This window comes from Bosea sp. 685 (assembly GCF_031884435.1).
In the GTDB taxonomy this organism is placed as follows: Bacteria; Pseudomonadota; Alphaproteobacteria; order Rhizobiales; family Beijerinckiaceae; genus Allobosea.
This window is the reverse complement of the sequence record NZ_CP134779.1, coordinates 1521039-1538588: the sequence shown is the minus strand read 5'-3', so window position 1 is coordinate 1538588 and position 17550 is coordinate 1521039. Positions and strand designations below refer to the sequence as shown.

At 66.7% G+C, this 17550-nt stretch carries 14 protein-coding genes; 1 reads left to right on the top strand and 13 read right to left on the bottom strand.

The window, feature by feature from the left end:
- Positions 1-61 precede the first annotated feature (61 nt).
- From RMR04_RS08545 to RMR04_RS08530, 4 genes are read right to left on the bottom strand one after another with little or no spacing between them, the layout of a single operon-like run.
- On the bottom strand, positions 62-1456 hold the full coding sequence (locus RMR04_RS08545; RefSeq protein ID WP_410492218.1) for an AtzE family amidohydrolase: 1395 nt from the start codon (positions 1454-1456) through the stop codon (positions 62-64).
- Complete coding sequence (locus RMR04_RS08540) at positions 1453-1677, bottom strand: DUF4089 domain-containing protein (RefSeq protein WP_311914141.1); 225 nt, start codon at positions 1675-1677, stop codon at positions 1453-1455. Before RMR04_RS08540 ends, RMR04_RS08545 begins: the two co-directional genes overlap by 4 nt.
- A complete protein-coding gene (locus RMR04_RS08535; protein WP_311914140.1) occupies positions 1674-3284 on the bottom strand; it encodes a regulator in 1611 nt (536 codons plus the stop codon). The genes RMR04_RS08540 and RMR04_RS08535 overlap by 4 nt, the downstream gene beginning before the upstream one ends.
- A gap of 20 nt (positions 3285-3304) precedes the next feature.
- Entirely contained in the window at positions 3305-3991 is a 687-nt protein-coding gene (locus RMR04_RS08530; protein WP_311914139.1) for a cysteine hydrolase family protein, read from the bottom strand.
- 270 nt (positions 3992-4261) lie between these two features.
- Here RMR04_RS08530 and atzF point away from each other — a divergent pair, with 270 nt between their 5' ends.
- A complete protein-coding gene (gene atzF / locus RMR04_RS08525) occupies positions 4262-6061 on the top strand; it encodes an allophanate hydrolase (protein WP_311914137.1) in 1800 nt (599 codons plus the stop codon).
- 3 nt (positions 6062-6064) lie between these two features.
- On the opposite strand, the gene RMR04_RS08520 is transcribed toward atzF, so the two are convergent.
- From RMR04_RS08520 to RMR04_RS08480, 9 genes are all read right to left on the bottom strand, one after another.
- Positions 6065-6745: a GntR family transcriptional regulator gene (locus RMR04_RS08520; RefSeq protein WP_311914136.1), complete on the bottom strand. Its 681-nt coding sequence runs from the start codon at positions 6743-6745 to the stop codon at positions 6065-6067.
- A gap of 85 nt (positions 6746-6830) precedes the next feature.
- The gene (gene hpxZ, locus RMR04_RS08515) at positions 6831-7211 is read right to left on the bottom strand and encodes an oxalurate catabolism protein HpxZ (RefSeq protein WP_311914135.1); all 381 of its coding nucleotides are present in this window, start codon (positions 7209-7211) and stop codon (positions 6831-6833) included.
- 150 nt (positions 7212-7361) lie between these two features.
- Positions 7362-9092, bottom strand: a complete 1731-nt coding sequence (locus RMR04_RS08510; protein WP_311914134.1) for a dipeptide ABC transporter ATP-binding protein — start codon at positions 9090-9092, stop codon at positions 7362-7364.
- 178 nt (positions 9093-9270) lie between these two features.
- The gene (locus tag RMR04_RS08505; RefSeq protein ID WP_311915773.1) at positions 9271-10239 is read right to left on the bottom strand and encodes an ABC transporter permease; all 969 of its coding nucleotides are present in this window, start codon (positions 10237-10239) and stop codon (positions 9271-9273) included.
- Between the two features lie 13 nt (positions 10240-10252).
- Complete coding sequence (locus RMR04_RS08500) at positions 10253-11266, bottom strand: ABC transporter permease (protein ID WP_311914132.1); 1014 nt, start codon at positions 11264-11266, stop codon at positions 10253-10255.
- A 157-nt stretch (positions 11267-11423) separates the two neighbouring features.
- The gene (locus tag RMR04_RS08495) at positions 11424-13019 is read right to left on the bottom strand and encodes an ABC transporter substrate-binding protein (protein WP_311914130.1); all 1596 of its coding nucleotides are present in this window, start codon (positions 13017-13019) and stop codon (positions 11424-11426) included.
- A gap of 397 nt (positions 13020-13416) precedes the next feature.
- On the bottom strand, positions 13417-14472 hold the full coding sequence (locus RMR04_RS08490; RefSeq protein WP_311914129.1) for an ABC transporter ATP-binding protein: 1056 nt from the start codon (positions 14470-14472) through the stop codon (positions 13417-13419).
- Positions 14469-16061 carry an ABC transporter permease gene (locus RMR04_RS08485; RefSeq protein ID WP_311914128.1) on the bottom strand — a complete coding sequence of 531 codons (1593 nt, stop codon included), beginning with the start codon at positions 16059-16061 and terminating at the stop codon, positions 14469-14471. The genes RMR04_RS08490 and RMR04_RS08485 overlap by 4 nt, the downstream gene beginning before the upstream one ends.
- Before the next feature lie 81 nt (positions 16062-16142).
- Positions 16143-17156: an iron ABC transporter substrate-binding protein gene (locus RMR04_RS08480; RefSeq protein WP_410492217.1), complete on the bottom strand. Its 1014-nt coding sequence runs from the start codon at positions 17154-17156 to the stop codon at positions 16143-16145.
- Positions 17157-17550: the final 394 nt, after the last annotated feature.

Genomic DNA, 17550 nt, shown 5'->3' with positions numbered 1-17550 from the left:
AAAGCGCCCTTTTCGGCGGGAGGTTCTCGGGTCCGCGCAAGCGCGGCCCGAGAATGACGGCCTACCCCAGCCCTGGCGCCTTCGCCTCGCACACCCCAGCTTGCTGCAACGCATGCGCGACCCGCAGGCACAAATCCTCGCCCCAGGGCGCGGCGATCACCTGCACGCCGATCGGCAGGCCCGCGCCGAACACCGGCACGGCCGCAACGGGCAGGCCGATGCAGGAGATCGGCTGGGTGAACAGGCCGAGATTGGGCCGCAGCGGCACGGTCTCGCCGCGCAGGCTCAACGTCTTCTGGCCGATTTCCGGCGCCGGACAAGGCGTCGCCGGAGCGATGATCAGGTCGACATCGGCGAAGGCCCGCATTATCTCGTCGTGGAACCAGCGCCGCGCCGCTTGCGCCTGGATGTACCAGGCCGCCGGCTGCATCGCGCCCGCCAGAAAGCGGTCACGCGTCTCGGGATCGAAGTCATCGGCCCGCTCCCGCAAGCGCTCGAGATGGAACGCGGCGCTCTCGGCATTGGTGATCAGGAAGGCCGCGGCGCGGGCGATGCCCGCCCCTTCCAGCACTAGATTCCGCGTCGCGCTGAGAGCCCCGGCGACCGCCTTCACCGCCGCATCGGCCTCCGGCATGCCGTCAGTCGCGAAATAGCCGCCGGCCACCGCGATGCGTAAATCCGAGACGCCATGCGTCAATGTCGGCAGCACCGGTTCGACCGGCCGTTGCGCGCAGGCTGGATCATGCGCGTCGCCTCCCTGCATCGCGTCATAGGCCATGGCGAGATCGCTCACGTCGCGGGCGAAGGGGCCGAGATGGTCGAGCGAGTCGCAGAACGGAAAGCTGCGCGTGCGCGGCAGGCGGCCATAGGTCGGCTTCAACCCGAAGACACCGCAGAGCGAACTCGGCACGCGGATCGAACCATTGGTGTCCGAGCCCAGCGATAGCGGAGCGAGCCCCGCCGCCGTTGCGGAACCGGAGCCCGACGAGGAGCCGCCAGCCATGCGCGCAAGATCATGCGGATTGCGGCAAGCGCCGTCATGGGCATTCTCGCCGGTGAAATCATAGGCGTATTCGCCCATGTTGAGCCCGCCCACGAGCACCGCACCGGCCGCGCTCAACCGCTCGATCAGCACGGCGTCGCGCGGCGCCGGCGCGCGCTCGCGATTGATCTTCGAACCGGCCCGCGTCGGCAGGCCCTCGATGTCGAAGAGATTCTTGGCGGCGAAGGGCACGCCCGCCAGGGGCCCGAGCGTCTTGCCCGCAATGCGCGCCGCATCGATCCCCCGCGCCTGCGCCAAAGCCCGCTCAGCGGTGACGTCGGTAAAGGCGTTGACCTGCGGATTGATCCTCGCGATCCGGTCGAGGAAGCCGGTGACGACGGTCTCGGCCGAGACCGCGCCGTCCCTGATCTGCGCCGCGATCAGATGGGCCGGCGTGAAGGCATCGAAACTCACGCAGGCTCTCCGTCGCTGGTCCGCCCCGGCCGGAACACAGGCGCGAGCTCGAAGGAGGCGTCGTCGAGCGGCGCGGCGCGCAGGATCTCCGACATCAGATGCGCGACACCAAGGAACTGCAGCACGCCGGGGCGCTGCTTCTCCGTGATCGTCAGGCCCAGCGCCGGGGCCATCGCGTCGAGGTGGCGCGCGGCGTCGAAGGCGGGTTTCGTCTGGCTCATTCGGCCGGTTCCAATACGCCCTGCGGTTCGGAGATCATGGGCTTGGGCGCCTCGGCTCCGACCAGCGAACGCGAGCAGAGATAGAGGAAGCCCGCCACCATCGCGTAGGCGAGGCTGATCGAGGGTGTGACGCCGAGCCCCTTGCCGATGCCGATCGCCTCGCCATGCATCAGCCCGAAATAGGTGAGGATGGCGCCTGCAGCCGCGAAGGCCGCTGCGTGCAGGAATTGCTTCTCGATGACGAAGACAGCGATGGCGCCGAGCACGAGCCCCGACAGGATCGCGCCGCCGCCCATCAGTTCGAGCCCGTGATAGAGCACACCCATATTCGCCATCTTGTCGATGCCAACCGCCGCCGCATTGGTGCCGGCGGCTCCAAGCGCTCCGTCGATCAGCACCTTGGCCCAGGCGGCAAGATGCGGCGTCAGCGCCAGCACGATCGCCGGCGCATGGCTCACCGGTGTGGTCTGGAAGGCCTGAGCGCCGATCAGCATGCCGATATAGAGCAGGATCGGCGAGATCGCGACGATCGGGATCAGCGCCAGCAAGAGCGCGATGACGCCAAACCAGCACAGCACGACGACGATCAGCCCGGTCGCGGCGGAATAGCCGATGCGCCCGCCCATCGCCTTCCAGCCGGGATGGCCGATATAGACCGCGTTGATGAAGGGGTTGCCCATCAGGCAGCCGATCAGGCTGACGATGCCGTCGGCCGTCAGCACCCGCGTCGTCGGGTAATGGTCGCCGGCGGCTTCCGCGCTCTCGACATTGTCCATCGCCTCGACGAGATCGTAGATGCCGAAGGGGATCGCGGTGACGAGAATGACGCCGAGATAGCTGAAGCCCGAGAAGACATGGTCGACCGCCGGCAGCGGCAGCGAGAAGCCGAAGGTCGAGAAGGCCGCGCCCAGCTTGGCGAGGCTCAGGCCACCGACATCGAGCCCCAGCAGCGCCGAACCCCAGGCGATGACCATGCCGAAGGCGATGGCGACAAGCCCCGCCGGAATGCCCCTGGGATAGCGCACGCCGCCGAACCAGCTCACCAGGATGATCGCAAGGCAGACAAGCCCGATCGCCGGCGTGAGAAAAATCTCCAGCGCCGGACGCATCGAGATGAAGGCGATCGAGACGCCGGCCAGCGTGCCGAGCAGCGCCGCGCGCGGCGTGATCTTGCGGATATAGGGCGCGATGAAGCCGCCGATCATCAGGATGAAGCTCTGGAAGAAGACCCAGACGAGGCCGGCTTCCCAGCCCTTGACCGGGTCGCCGGTCATCGAGGCGATCGGCAGCATGATCACGAAGGTGACGACGAACATATGCGGCACGCTGATGCCCGAAGGCAGCGCGCAAACATCGTCGCGGCCGGTTTCCTTGGCGAGCTTCCAGGCGAGCCAGGCATAATAGCCGGTCGAGAGGGCCATCATCAGCCCAAGCGCCGGCAGGATGCGCCCGAAGACGATCTCGCTCGGCATCTTCAGCACGAATTGCAGCAAGCCGGTCAACACCAGCAGGTTGACCAGGATATTAGTGCCGAAGCCGAACAGGGCGTTCCAGTCGCCCGGCGTCCAGAGTTTCGGTGAGGTCGTCGCCGCGGTCGCCGTCGCCATAGCCCCCTCCTGCGTTGCGCTCAGGCAGCGCGCTTGGCAGCGCTGAGCGCTGCCAGCACCTCGCCTGTCGTGGAAACCCAGCCGAAAATCCCGCCCTGGGCCGCGATCATGCGCAGACCCACCTCATGGAATTCCGGGAAATAGGAGGCGCAGGCGTCGCCGAGCACGAGGCAGCGATAGCCCCGGTCATTTGCCTCGCGCACCGTGGTGTGGACGCAGACCTCGGTCGTCACGCCGGTGACGAGCAGCGCCTCGATCCCGCGATTGCGCAACATGAGATCGAGATCGGTTTGGTAGAAGGCGCCCTTGCCCGGCTTGTCGATTACCGGCTCGTCGGCCAGGGGCGCGAGCGCCGGAACGATGTCATGGCCGGCCTCGCCCCGGATCAGGATGCGCCCCATCGGACCTGCCGCGCCGATGCGCTTCGTCGGATCGCCTCGCAAAACCTTGGCCGGCGGCGCGTCCGACAGATCCGGCCTGTGGCCCTCGCGGGTATGGATCACCAGCATGCCGGCTTCGCGCGCACCGGCCAGGATGGCCTGGCAGGGTCCGACCGCAGCGACGAGCAGCGAGACATCATTGCCGAGCGCAGCCCCAAACCCACCCGGCTCCAGGAAATCGCGCTGCATGTCGATGATCACGAGCGCGGTGCGCGCGAAATCGACGCTGAGCGGAAAAGGCTGGGCTGGAATCTCGGACCGGCTCACCGAAAGCGCTCCCGTCACTGGCGAACGGAACGGGCTTTGCAAGGGCCATGCCTGAACGCGAGCGCGCCTGACCGAGCGGGCCTCCGCCGAGAGGGATCACAATAAGATCATGGAATCACACGGAAATCAGAACGGCCATTTCGCCGGAACCGAAATTCGTTCCTGACGCCGAGGCAGGTATCGGAGCTGCCTATCGCAACCATGCATAATCTTTGTATGCATTGAGCCAATTGATGCCTCTTTTATAACCTTTCACCGAGAGATCTCGCCGTGCCGACACTGAGCGCCCTCCTTGCCGACCATCTCGACGGCCGCGTCACGATCGCCGAGACGATCTCCGCCTGCTATGCGCGCCATCGCGCCCATGGCGACGCGGCCATCTTCATCGCTTTGCGGCCCGAAGCCGAGGCGCTGGCGGAGGCCGAACGCCTCCAGGCTGAGGGTCCGCGCGGCCGCAAGCTCTGGGGCGTGCCGGTCGCGGTGAAGGACAATATCGACGTCGCCGGCTTGGCCACCACGGCCGCCTGCCCGGCCTTCGCCTATACGCCGACCGCGGACGCCAGCACCGTGGCGCGATTGCGCGCGCAGGGCGCAATCATCATCGGCAAGACCAATCTCGACCAGTTCGCCACCGGGCTGAACGGCACACGCTCGCCCTATGGCGTGCCGCGCAACGCCCTGCGCGCCGATCTGGTGCCCGGCGGTTCCAGTTCAGGGTCGGCGAGCGCGGTCGCTGCCGGCATCGTCCCGGTTGCGCTCGGCACGGACACGGCAGGCTCGGGCCGCGTGCCTGCCGGCCTGCAGAACCTCATTGGCCTGAAGCCGAGCCTCGGCCTCGTGCCCACAGCCGGCGTCGTGCCCGCCTGCCGCACGCTCGATTGCGTCTCCGTCTTCGCCCTGGCGACCGACGACGCCTTCGCAGTGCTGGAGGTGATCGCGGGGCCGGATATCTCCGACCCCTTTTCCCGCCCTGTTCCTCTCGGCCAGCCGGGCGCGATCCCGCCGCAGTTCAAACTCGGCATTCCAGGCCCCGCCGATCTCGATTTCGACGGCGATGCCAAGGCGGCAGAAAGCTTCGCGCTGGCAGTCGAACGCGCCCGCTCGCTCGGCGCGACGATCGTGCCGCTCGACATGACACCGTTCTACGACACCGCCCGGCTGCTCTATGACGGCCCCTGGGTCGCGGAACGCTTTCTTGCCATCCGCGACCTGCTGGCGCGCGACCCCGAGGCGATCCTGCCGGTGATCCGGCAGGTCATCGCCGGCAAGCCCCTGCCGGACGCAGCCGATGCCTTCGCCGCGCGCTACAAGCTGGCCGAACTCGCACTGGCTGCGAAGGCAGCCCTGAACGGCATCGATGCGATGATGGTGCCGACAGCACCACGCCCGGTCACGCTGGCGCAAATGGCGGCAGACCCCATCGGTCAGAACTCCATGCTCGGCCGCTACACCAATTTCGTGAACCTGCTCGACATGTGTGCGCTCGCCGTGCCGGTGAGCCTGACCGAAGACGGCACGGCAGCCGGCGTCACCTTCATCGCGCCAAGCGGCCATGACGCGGCGCTGGCCGGCCTCGGCCGCGCCTTCCATGCCGCATCCGGCCTGACTCTGGGCGCAACGGGCACAGACGCGCCGGTGCTGGCGGCGCGGCCCATAGCCCCCGCTCCCGGCACGATCGAGATCGCCGTCGTCGGCGCGCATCTCTCCGGCATGCCGCTCAACGGCGAATTGACCGGGCTCGGAGCGAGCTTCCTGCGCGCGACGACGACCACGGCCGAGTACCGCCTCTTCGCCCTCCCCGGCGGACCGCCGGCCCGGCCCGGCCTGGTGCGCGTCGCGCCCGGCCAAGGCGCAGCAATCGCGCTCGAAGTCTGGGCACTACCGGCGGAAGGTTTTGGCCGCTTCGTCGCCGGCATCCCCGCCCCGCTCGGCATCGGCACGCTCGCTCTAGCGGATGCTACGCGGGTCAAGGGCTTCCTCTGCGAGGCCATCGCCACGGAAGGTGCGCGCGACGTCACGGAATATGGCGGCTGGCGGGCTTATGTTTCGGCGCAGATGAGCGCGGCGTGAGCCTCACCGCGCCTCGGCATAGCTGCTGAAGGCATCGCGCACGATGCCGATATGGGCGCGCATCGCCTCGGTCGCGCCGGCCTGATCGCCGCGCAGGATCGCCTGCACGATCGTGTCGTGCTCCTGATAGGAGCCACCCAACCGCCCCGTGGCACGGAACTGCGCCCGGCGAAACGGCGCGACGCGGGCCCGCGTCATCAAGGTGAGTTCGGCGAGATAGCCGTTATGCGTTCCAGCATAGATCGCGGCGTGGAAGGCTTCGTTCGTCTCGTGATAGCGCGCCGGATCGCCCTCATGGACGAGCGTGCGCAAGGCCTGGTGCAGCCCTTCAAGCCCGCGCCGCTCCGGCACCGTCATGTTGCGGGCGGCAAGCCCGGCGCAAAGCCCTTCGAGCTCCGCCATAACCTCGAACATGTCGTGGAGCTGGCGCGGCGTCGGCAGCGCCACGACCGCGCCGCGATGGGGCCTGACGCTGACCAGCCCCGAGCTCGAGAGCTGGCGGATCGCCTCCCGAACCGGCGTGCGCGAAACGCCGAAGCGCGCGGCGAGCTCCTGTTCGTCGAGCGGCGTGCCGGGCTCGAGCGCGCCCGAGACGATCTCGTCGGCAATCTGGAGCCGCAAGCTTTCCGTGCGCGTGGGGGCTGCGGGCTTGAGTCCAACGGCGGCGGCGCGGCGAGGCGGCATGGATCAGGACCAAAGATTCAACGGAAGCGCAGCCACCTGCTTAGCAGGCCAGAGCGTGAGGGTCATGGCGCAGCGCAACCGGGCGTCATTCCGCGATCACGCTGACATGGGCGCTGACGACCCGCCAGCCTTCCGGGAACTTGACCCAGGTTTGGCTTTGCCGCCCAATCTTGCCCACCATGCTGTCGCGCCGGAACAGCGTGTTGGCCGTGGCCATGGCATCGCCGTAAGCGGTGATGACGGTGCGCTCGATCGTGCGCATCACCCCGACCGGCGAACGCGCCGCACGGAAGGCCGCGATTTCGGCATAGCCGTAGAGATTTTCGCCCACGCCGTAGCGCAGCGTCTGCGGGCTGTCCTTGAACAGCGCATCAAGCGTCTCGACATCATTGGTCGTCAGCGCTTTCTCATAAGCCGCAAAAGCGGCCTCGACTTCGGCAAGCACGGCGGGGTCGTTGATCTTCATTCCGGTATCGTCCTTGTTTCCACCCTCCCCGTCATTCCGGGCGCAGCGAAGCGGAGACCCGGAATCCATCGGAGAGCTCTGAACTCTACGATGGATTCCGGATCGGCGCCGCTAGCGCGGCTTGTCCGGAATGACGGCGAGGGTGGCATGTCACATCGGCGGATGCGGAATCGCGGTCAGCAATTCCTGAGTGTAGGCCGCCTGCGGATTGCCCAACACCTCCTCGGCCATGCCTTGCTCGACGATCGCGCCGGTCTTCATCACGATCACCCGGTCGCAGAGCAGCCTCACCACGTTGAGATCGTGCGAGACGAAGAGATAGCTCATGCCGAGCCGCCCCTTCAGCTCCTCCAGCAGATTCAGCACCACGGCCTGCACGGAGACATCGAGCGCCGCCGTCGGCTCGTCCAGGATGACGAGATCGGGATCGAGCGCGATGGCGCGCGCAATGCCGACACGAGCCTTCTGCCCGCCCGAGAGCTGGTGCGGAAAGCGGTCGATCAGTTCGACCGGCAGGCCGACCAGCCGCGCCAGCTCCTCGCAGCGGGCGCGCAAGGCATCGCGACCCGAGATCCCGCCCATGCGCAGGATCGGGTCGGCGATCGCCCGCTCGGCGGTGAAGCGTGGGTTCAGGCTGTCGGTCGGATCCTGGAAGACCATCTGGATGCGCCGGCGATACGGCGAGGCCGCGAAGGATTTGGCCGGGATCGCGCCGATATCGGTGCCGTCGAAAACGATCCGCCCACCGCTGGGGTCGATCAGTCGCGTGATCATCATCGAGGTCGTCGACTTGCCGCAGCCGGATTCGCCGACGAGCCCGAGCGTCTCGCCCCTGGCGACAGTGAAGCTGATACCGTCGACCGCGCGGAAGGCGGATTTCTCCGGCTCCGCCTTGCCCATGAACTTGGCGAGGAAGGCCCCTGTCGCTGGACGTGGATACTCCTTGACCAGGTTTTCGACCCGCATCAGCGGCTCGGCCCCCGCGGGCATGATCTGAGGCGCCTTCGCCTCGGCAGGCGCAGTCTTGGGAGCATCCGGCTCGGGAGCCGCAGTCTTGGGAGCGTCCGGCAACAGATCGGCAAGCGACATGCCGATGCGCGGCGTCGCCTGCATCAGCTTGCGCGTATAGGGGTGCTGCGGATTGCGGAAGATGTCGGCGGCGGCGGCCGTCTCCACCACTTTGCCCTTCTCCATCACCACGACCCGGTCGCAATAGGCCGCCGCCAATCCGAGATCATGGGTGATCAGGATGGTCGACATGCCGCGCTCGCGCGTAAGCTCGACGATCAGATCCATCACCGCCTTCTGCGTCGTCACGTCGAGGCCCGTCGTCGGCTCGTCGGCGATCAGCAATTGCGGCTGGCAGGCGAGCGCAAGCGCGATCACCACGCGCTGGCACATGCCGCCGGAAAGCTCGAAGGGATAGGCATCGTAGCGCTCTTCCGGCCGCGCGATCTTGACCTTGGTCAGGGCCTCGATCGCCTTCTCCCTGGCGGTCGCGCGCGTCGCCTGGACATGCTGGAGCAGCACGTCCTCGATCTGCCGGCCGACCTTGCGGATCGGGTTCAGCGCCGCGCGCGGGTTCTGGAAGATCATCGAGATTTCGCGCCCGCGCAGGTCGCGCATCTGCGCCTCGTCAGCCGCCACAAGGTCGATGCCGGAAAACGAGATCGCGCCCTCGGCGACGCGGCCTGCCCGGTCGAGGATGCGCACCACGGCATAGGAGGTCACCGATTTGCCCGAGCCGGACTCGCCGACGATCGCGACCGTCTCGCCCTTGGCGACCTGGATATCGATGGACTTCACCGCCTGCACCGCGCCGCGACGCGTGGCGAATTCGACGGTGAGATTCTTGATGTCGAGGAGGGGCGGAGAGGTCATGCCAGAACCTCCCCGTCATTCCGGGGCGACGCGCAGCGTCGAGCCCGGAACCCAGAACCGCAGGTTACAAAAGACAGGACGCGACGGTCATGACTGCTGGAGTTCGACCTGCGGTTCTGGGTTCCAGGCTCTCGCTGCGCGAGCCCCGGAATGACGGAGAGGTTCATGAGCGTACCCATCAATTCCTCCGCTGCGGATCGACGAGGTCGCGCACGCCGTCGCCGAGCAGGTTGAAGCAGAACACCGCGATCATCAGGGCCAGGCCCGGGAAGAAGGCGATCCACCATTCGCCGGAGACGATGAAGCTCGCACCTTCCGCGACCATGATGCCCCATTCAGGTGTCGGCGGGCGCACGCCCAAACCGATGAAGGAGAGGCCCGCCGCGTTCAGGATGGCGTAGCCCATGGTCAGCGACATCTGCACCGCCATGATCGGCATGATGTTGGGCAGGATTTGCGTCAGCAGCAGCCGCCAGTCGGAATTGCCGGAGAGCCGCGCCGCCTGCACGAAACCGGCGTCGCGGCGCACATTCGCCTCGGCGCGGGCGACGCGGGCATAGAGCGGAAAATTGATGATCGCCGTCGCCAGCACGATATTGGTGACGCTGTTGCCGAGCGCGGCCACGATGCCCATCGCCAGCACGAAGAGCGGGAACGCCATGATGGTGTCAGCGACGCGCCCGACCAGCTTGTCGACCCAGCCGCCGAAGAAGCCGGCCATGATGCCGGCAAGTCCGCCGAGCACGAAGACGAGCGCGACCGAGAACACCGCGATCGAGAAATCGAGCCTTGTCGCCGCAATGACGCGGCTGAAGATGTCGCGGCCTAGCTGGTCCGTGCCGAACCAATGCGCACGGCTCGGGCCCTGCAGCGCCGCATTGGTGTTCGAGGCGAGAGGATCATAAGGCACGATCGAGGGGCCGATCAGCGCCGCTACCAGGATCAGCGCAAACAGCCCGAAGGCGAGCCCCGTCACCGGGTTCTCCGTCACGATATGGCGCGCATGCGCCCACAGGCTGGTCGAGGGCGGCGCCTCGAAGCGCAATGCCGGCAAGGACTCGGCCGGCAAGGACTCGGCCGGCAAAGATTCGGCGGGCGAGGGTTCGCCGGGAGCGGGCTCGGGTTCTTTTTTGAGGATTTGGGACATGTCGTTCACGGCCTCAACCCTCCAGCCTGACGCGGGGATCGATGACGCCGTAGAGCACGTCGATCATGAGGTTCAGCGCGACATACATCACCGCCATGGTCAGCACGAAACCCTGGATCGGGGCGTAGTCCGAGGCGATCAGCGCCTCGACCGCATAGGAGCCGATGCCTGGCCAGGCAAAGACCTTCTCGACCAGCACATTGGCGCCGAGCAGGAAGGAGAACACCATGCCGAGCGTCGTCACCACCGGCAGCATGGCGTTGCGGAAGGCATAGGTGCCGATGACCTTGCTATTGGTCAGGCCGCTGGCGCGCGCCGTGCGGACGAAATCGGCGCCGAGCACCGCCAGCATCGAGGCACGCGTCATCCGCGTGATCGGCGCGAGCGAGAAGATGGCGAGCGTCACGGCCGGCAGGATGAGCTGCGAGAAGGCGGCGCGAAAACCCTCAAGATCGCGCGCGAGCAGCATGTCGATCAGCAGGAAGCCGGTGACGCCAGGCGGCTCGGAGGCGAAGACATCGAGCCGCCCGAGCGGCGCCGGAGACCAACCGAGCAGGAAGTAGAAGACATAGACCAGCAAGAGCCCGGTGAAGAACACCGGCAACGAGACGCCCGCCGTCGCGACGATCCGGCAGAGATGATCGATCCAGGAGCCCTGCTTCACCGCGGCCAGCACACCCAGCGGCAGCGCCACCGCCATGGCGAGGAGCAAGCCGGCCAATGTCAGCTCGGCCGAGGCCGGCAGCCGCGCGGCAATGTCCCTGGTCACAGGCTGGCCGGTCGTCAGCGACTGGCCGAGATCGCCCTTCGCCAGCGCCGTGACGTAAGACGCGAACTGCACCGGCAGCGGTCGGTCGAGGCCGAGCTTGCCGCGGATCTCGGCGATGGCCTGGGGCGACGCCGCGGGCCCGGCGAAATAGGCGGCGGTGTCGCCCGGCAGGACCCGTGTGAGCAGGAAGGTGACGATGATCACGCCGATGATCGACGGGATGGTCGTCATAAGGCGCTGGCCGATCATCTTGAGCATGGCTTGGCCTCCTTCAACAGGTTTCGGAACCGTGTCGTCATTCTCGGGCGAAGCCCTCGGGTCCGGCTTTGGCCGGCCCAAGGATAAACTCCGCGCAGACCCGAGAATCTCTATCAGGAGATGCTCGGGACAAGCCCGAGCATGACGAAGAGACCGCTCACCCCTTCGTCAGGTAGCGGAAATCCGGCTCGCGGCAGGGCTGGAACTGATAGCCGCCGATCGACTTCTGCATGGCGACGTCATGGGTCGGCTGGGCGATCGGCACCATCGGCACCTCGACGTTCACCAGCTTGATGAACTCGACGACGCTCTTGTCGTAGGTCGCCTTGTCGGCGGTGAAGCGGGCCTCGTCGACCAGCTTGTCCAGCGCCGGGTTCTGGTAGGCGGCGATGTTGAAGATCGAATTGTTGCCGTGCATCGTCCAGAACAGATAATAGTCGGGATAGTCGAGCCAGCCGGCGAAGCGGTTGAGGACCATCGGGTTGGTCTTCTTCTGGATCTCGCCGCGGAAGTTGGCGCCGGGCACCTTCGAGATCTCGACATTGATGCCGATGGTTGCGAGCGCCTCCTTGATCAGCACCGACATGGGCTCGGCCACCGTCGCATTGCCGGCATCGAACAGCAGTGTGGTCGAGAAGCCACCGCCGGCGGCATCGACCAGCGCCTTCGCCTTGGCGACATCGGTCTTGTAGGGGAAGGGTTGCGGCCAGGCGACCTTGGGCGTCTCCGGCCCGCCGGACATGTCGACGCCGCGGCCGAACAACGAGGCCTGCAGCATCTTCTCATAAGGCATCACCCAGGCGACCGCCTGGCGCAGGCGCGCATCCTTGAACGGCCCGACCTGCGTGTTGAGATAGCAGCCCCAGACGCCGTTGGGGATCGGCACGCCGACGACATTGACCTTGCCGGCATCGGCCAGATCCTTGAAGTCCTTCGGCGGCAGACCATAGGAGATGTCGGCATCGCCGCGCTCGATCAGGGCCCGGCGGGTCGAGGGCGAGGCGATGTCGCGCGCGATGATGCGGCGCAGGCTCGGCAGCTTGCCGCAAGTCCAGGCGTCGTTGCGGACATAGATCGTCTCGACGCCGGGCTTCCAACTCTCGACCTTGTAGGCACCGGAGCCTGCGATGTTGTTCTTGAGGTAGTCCTTGGCCCAGGGGTCGTCGCCGCCATTCTTGATGGCAAGTTCGGAGTCGAACACGAACGGGATGGTGACGGCCAGGTTAGGCAGCGTCATCTTGTCCTTGCGGATGAAGTCGATGCGCAGCGTCTTGTCGTCGATCACGACGAACTGCTCGGGCTTCTCCAGCGAGCCGGCATTCATCTGCGTCGTAGCGAAACCGCCGATCGAGACCGCGCGGTCGAGCGACCATTTGACGTCCTTGGCGGTGACCTTGCGCCCGGAGTGGAAGGTGGCGTCGCGCAGCTTGAAGGTGCAGCTCATGCCGTCGGAGGCAAGCTGCCAGCTTTCCGCCAGCTCGCCCTCGAGCTCACCCATCGCGATCGTATTGCCGCCGCCGCCCGGAATCGGCACCGGCTTGAAGCGCAGCAGCCGATCATAGCAGTTCAGCGCCACGCCATTGACCGGCTGCGACGAGCCGATGCCCTGCATGTCCAGGCTGTTGGGGCCGTATTCCTGCACCAGGAGCAGCGTCTCGCTGCGGCTCGGCGCCTGGGCTTGCGCGGCCCCGCCCCGGGCAGCGAGGGGCAGGCTGAGGCCAGCAGCGATGGCGGTGCGGCGTGTGATTGTCATGGAGCGATCCCTCGATGCGCGGACAGGCTGGCACGCGCCAGCAGCCCTGGAACGGCGCCGGCGGCGGAAAGACACCCTCCCTCATGCACAGAGCGTGCCGCTCCAAACCGCACTCGAAAGCACGGCGATGGCGGCGGAAACCGACATCGTTTGAAGCGCTCGCAGTTTGGCAGAAGCCGATTTTGCTGTGATTGCCGCCCGTTCGCGCTGGAAACGGCGCCCAGCTCGCGATCGACAGCGCTTGCCGAATGAAGCGCGTCGATGCACGCTGCAGCAGGCCCTTGGCCAGATTACATGCATCTTGTATGCACGATGGCAATGCCAGCCTATTTCATGAGCAATTTATCGAACCGCCTGCATCGAAGGCACGGTTGGATGGCGTTACCGGTCGCGAACTCTACCGCTCGAGGATATGCGCGCCGCCGTGTACGGAGAGCCGGACGCGCGCGCCCGGCAGAGGCAGATCGCGGCCCGGCGAGCGGACGAGGACGCGTATCCGCGCCTCCTCGAATCCGACCCCTACGGTGATGGCGCAGAGCGCTCCGCCGAACTCGACCTCCTCGACCTCGCCATGACAGGCGGCAGTCTCCTGGGGGCCGGTCGCGGCTGGCGAAAGGCTGATCTGCTCCGGCCGCAGCATGATCTCGCCGGGGCCGCGCCGCTCGCCGGTCTCGGCCGGAATGCGCCCGAGCGCGCAATCGACGAAACCCTCGCCCAGTTGCGCCTCCAGCATGGTCGCATCGCCGAGGAAGAGCGCCGTCTCGCGGTCCTTCGGCTGCCAGTAGAGCGCGCCCGGCGCACCGACCTGCATCAGCCGCCCGCCTCGCAGCACCGCAACCTGATCGGCGAAGGACAAGGCCTCGGCCTGGTCATGCGTCACCATGATCGCGGTGATGCCGGCCTGGCGCAGCACCCGCATCACCGATTTGCGCACCGCCTCGCGCAAGCCTGTGTCGAGCGCAGAGAACGGCTCATCGAGCAGCATCAGCGCCGGTCGGCGCGCCAGCGCCCGGGCCAGCGCCACGCGCTGCTGCTGGCCGCCGGAGAGTTCATGCGGGCGGCGGCGCAGCATGGCGCGGTCGAGCTCGACCATCTCCATCAGCTCGCTGACCCGCAGGTCGCGCTCCGGATCGCCGACCTCGATCCCGAAGCCGATATTCTCGGCCACGCTTAGATGCGGAAACAGCGCCCCGTCCTGCGGCACATAGCCGATGCCGCGCAGATGCGCCGGCGCGATCAATGGCCCATCCGCGAGCACCTGGCCGTTCAGCCTCACGCGGCCGGCATCAGGCGCATCGAAACCGGCGATGATGCGCAGCAGCGTGGTCTTGCCCGAGCCGGAGGGGCCGACGATCGCCGTGCGGCTGCGCGCCGGCACGGTGAGATCGACGCCATCCAGCGCGATCTGCGGGCCGTAACGCTTGCTAAGGCCGGTGACGTCGAGAAGGTTCACTGTCCGGCCACCCGTCGCGATTGCGCATGCAGGAGCGCCGTCAAAGGCAAGGATAAGGCGATCATCAGCGCCGCATAAGGCGCGGCTGCCGCATAGTCGAGCTCATTCGTCAGCGCCCAGAACTCCGTCGCGAGCGTGCGCGTGCCATTGGGCGCGAGCATCAATGTCGCCGTCAATTCGGTGGTGACGCCCATGGCGACGAGCGCCATGCAGGCGGCGACGCCCGGAGCCGCAAGTCGCATCGTCACCGAAAGGATCGCACCGACCGGCCTGCGCCCGAGCGCGATCGCCGCGCGCTCCAGTTCGACCGGCACCTGCGCGATGCCAGCGCGCAGGCCCACCAGCGCGCGCGGCAGGAACATCAAGCCATAGGCAAGCAGCACGGTCGCAACCGTCTGGTAGAGCGGCAAGGCGACCCTGACCGTGATCGTGACCAGGGCGAGCGCGACCACGACGCCGGGCAAGGCGCCGACATAGTAGTGGCAGCCTTCGAGAATCCGCTGCAACCGACCCGGCACGCGCACCGAAAGCCAGGCCATCGGGATCGCTGCAAGCGTCGTCGCCAGCGCCCCGCCCACGGCATAGAGCAAGGTTTCGCCGAAGGCCGCGGCCAGCTCCCGCGCCTGCCAGATCTCGCTGCCGCCGGCGATGAGCCAGCGGCCGAGCGCATAGGCCGGGACGCCAAGTGCAAGCCCGCTCAGCGCGAGCGGCAGGAGCATGGAAGCCCAGCCTGCCCGCCCAAGACGGCGGCGCGAGGCCGGGCGCGGTGCGCCGGAGCCAACCCGGGCATAGCGCGCATCGCCCCGGATCAGTAGTTCGAGCCCGAGCAGGCCGAGGCAGGAGAGCACGAGCACGCCCGCCAGCATGTTCGCAGCCGGCCCGTTATAGCTCGACTGGAACTGATCGACGATCGCGGTGGTGAAGGTGTCGAAGCGGATCATCGCGTAGAGGCCGTATTCGGCGAGCAGATGCAGGCCGATCAGCAAGGAACCGCCGCAGAGCGCGATCCGCAATTGCGGCAGCACGACACGCAGGAACACCCGCCAGGGCGTGAGCCCGAGCGAAGCGGCGGCATCTTCCATCGCCGGGTCGAGGCGGCGCAACTGCGCCGCGACGGGCAGATAGAGAAAGGGCAGATAGGCCAGAACCGAGACGAAAACCGCGGCGAAAAGCCCGTGCATCCCCGGCGCGACACCGACCCAGGCATAGGACTGCACGAAAGCCGGGATCGCCAGCGGCGCGACTGCGAGCCAGGACCAGAGCCGCGCGCCCGGCACGTCGCTGCGCTCGGTCAGCCAGGCGAGCGCCACCGCCAGTACGATGCAGGGCGGCAGGGTCAGCACTTCGAGCAGCGCGGTATTGACCAGCAATTCGCCGACGCGCGGCCGGAAGATCAGGGTGGACGCCGTCTCCCAGCCGGTCTGGACCGTGATCCAGAGGATGAAACCAAGCGGCAGCAGCGTGAGGAGCGAAACCAGCGCCGCCAGCCCGAACAGGGATTTGGCCGCGAGCTGCCGGACGCGGCGCAGCGGCAAGGGCCTCGTCGCGATGACGGGATAGGCTCGCAAGGGCTGCGCCTGCACAGACATGAACGCTATCGAACCAGCTAAAAGAAGAAGCGGGGCGACGACGCGACACGAGTCACGCCGTCGCCCTTTATGACCGAAACCTCAGAGCAGCCCGGCCGCCGTCATCAATTCGGAGACCCTCTTGCTGTCGAGCTTGGAAGGCTCGACCTTCGGCGCCTGCAATTGCGCGATCGGCTCCAGCTTCGGGTTTGATTCCGCGCCCGTGGCGATGGCGTATTCGAAGCTGTCGCCATCCCGCAGCACGGCCTGGCCGTGCTTGCCGGTCATCCATTTCACGAAAGCCTCGGCCTGCTCCTTATGCTTGCTCGAAGCCAGCACGCCGGCGCCCGACGTGCTGAGGAAGGCGCCGGGATCACCGTTGCGGAAATAGTGCAGCCGGACATTGCCGCTGTTCTCGCCCGTCTTCGCCTGATCGCCGAAATAATAGTAATGGTAGATCACCGCGCCATCGACCTCGCCGGCATTGACCGCCTTCATGGCGACGCTGTTGCCGCGATAGGCGGTGGAGTTCGCCTTCATCGCCTTGAGCCATTCGGCCGTGACCGTCTCGCCCTTGAGCTCGAGCAGCGCGCCGACGATCGCCTGGAAGTCGGCGCCCGAGGGCGAGGCGGCCCAATGGCCCTTCCACTTCGCGTCGGCAAGGTCGAGCAGCGACTTCGGCAGGTCGCTCTCCTTCAGCTTGCGCACGTCATAGGCGAAGACGGTGCTGCGCGCCGCGACGCCGACCCAGCGCCCGCTCGCCGGCTGGAAATTCGCCGGCACCTGCGCCAGCACGTCCTTGGGCAAGGTCTCGAACAGACCAGCCTTCTCGACCAGCACCATCGCCGGCGAATTCTCGGTGACGAAGACATCGGCGGGCGAAGCCGCACCTTCCTGGACGATCTGGTTGGCGAGTTCGGTGTCGCCGCCCTTGCGGATCGTCACCTTGATGCCGGTTTCCTTGGTGAAGCCGTCGGCCCAGGCCTTGGTCAGGCTTTCATGCTGCGCATTATAGACCGTGATGCCCTCATCGGCGGCGCGGGCGGCGTGCGACGCGCCGGACAGGATCAAGGCGAGCGCGGCGGCGCGCATCAGGGAAGACGGCATCAGTGTCATGACAACCTCTGCAACTCCGGTCCTGTGGGGGAGGCGGACCAAGTATCGAGGCTTAGATTCCCGGAGCCGGAAGCTGTCAATTTCTATGTTTTTTCCTTATAATAATTACAAACTAGAAAAAACACGCACGCGAATTCGTGATTTGACCGCGAAACGGCGCAAAACGGGCATCAAGCAATGGCGCCGCCTCAATCTCCTGCGCACCGTCATCCCGGGCGAAGCGAAGCTTCGACCCGGGATCCATCGTAGAGCTGCAGAGCCCTACGATGGATCCCGGAGCTGCGCCGTTGCGCGGCTTGTCCAGGATGACGACGCGGGTAAGGCAAGCGATCGGAGGTCCTTGATGGCGCTCATTTCACTTCAGCTCAGCCTTTCAGGATGACAGCTTCTAATC

What these genes read in the sequence shown, in the direction of transcription:
- RMR04_RS08540 (WP_311914141.1), bottom strand. Translation starts at nt 1,677, where the DNA reads ATGAGCCAGACGAAACCCGCCTTCGACGCCGCGCGCCACCTCGACGCG.
- RMR04_RS08535 (WP_311914140.1), bottom strand. Translation starts at nt 3,284, where the DNA reads ATGGCGACGGCGACCGCGGCGACGACCTCACCGAAACTCTGGACGCCG.
- RMR04_RS08520 (WP_311914136.1), bottom strand. Translation starts at nt 6,745, where the DNA reads ATGCCGCCTCGCCGCGCCGCCGCCGTTGGACTCAAGCCCGCAGCCCCC.
- hpxZ (WP_311914135.1), bottom strand. Translation starts at nt 7,211, where the DNA reads ATGAAGATCAACGACCCCGCCGTGCTTGCCGAAGTCGAGGCCGCTTTT.
- RMR04_RS08510 (WP_311914134.1), bottom strand. Translation starts at nt 9,092, where the DNA reads ATGACCTCTCCGCCCCTCCTCGACATCAAGAATCTCACCGTCGAATTC.
- RMR04_RS08505 (WP_311915773.1), bottom strand. Translation starts at nt 10,239, where the DNA reads ATGTCCCAAATCCTCAAAAAAGAACCCGAGCCCGCTCCCGGCGAACCC.
- RMR04_RS08500 (WP_311914132.1), bottom strand. Translation starts at nt 11,266, where the DNA reads ATGCTCAAGATGATCGGCCAGCGCCTTATGACGACCATCCCGTCGATC.
- RMR04_RS08495 (WP_311914130.1), bottom strand. Translation starts at nt 13,019, where the DNA reads ATGACAATCACACGCCGCACCGCCATCGCTGCTGGCCTCAGCCTGCCC.
- RMR04_RS08485 (WP_311914128.1), bottom strand. Translation starts at nt 16,061, where the DNA reads ATGTCTGTGCAGGCGCAGCCCTTGCGAGCCTATCCCGTCATCGCGACG.
- RMR04_RS08480 (WP_410492217.1), bottom strand. Translation starts at nt 17,156, where the DNA reads ATGACACTGATGCCGTCTTCCCTGATGCGCGCCGCCGCGCTCGCCTTG.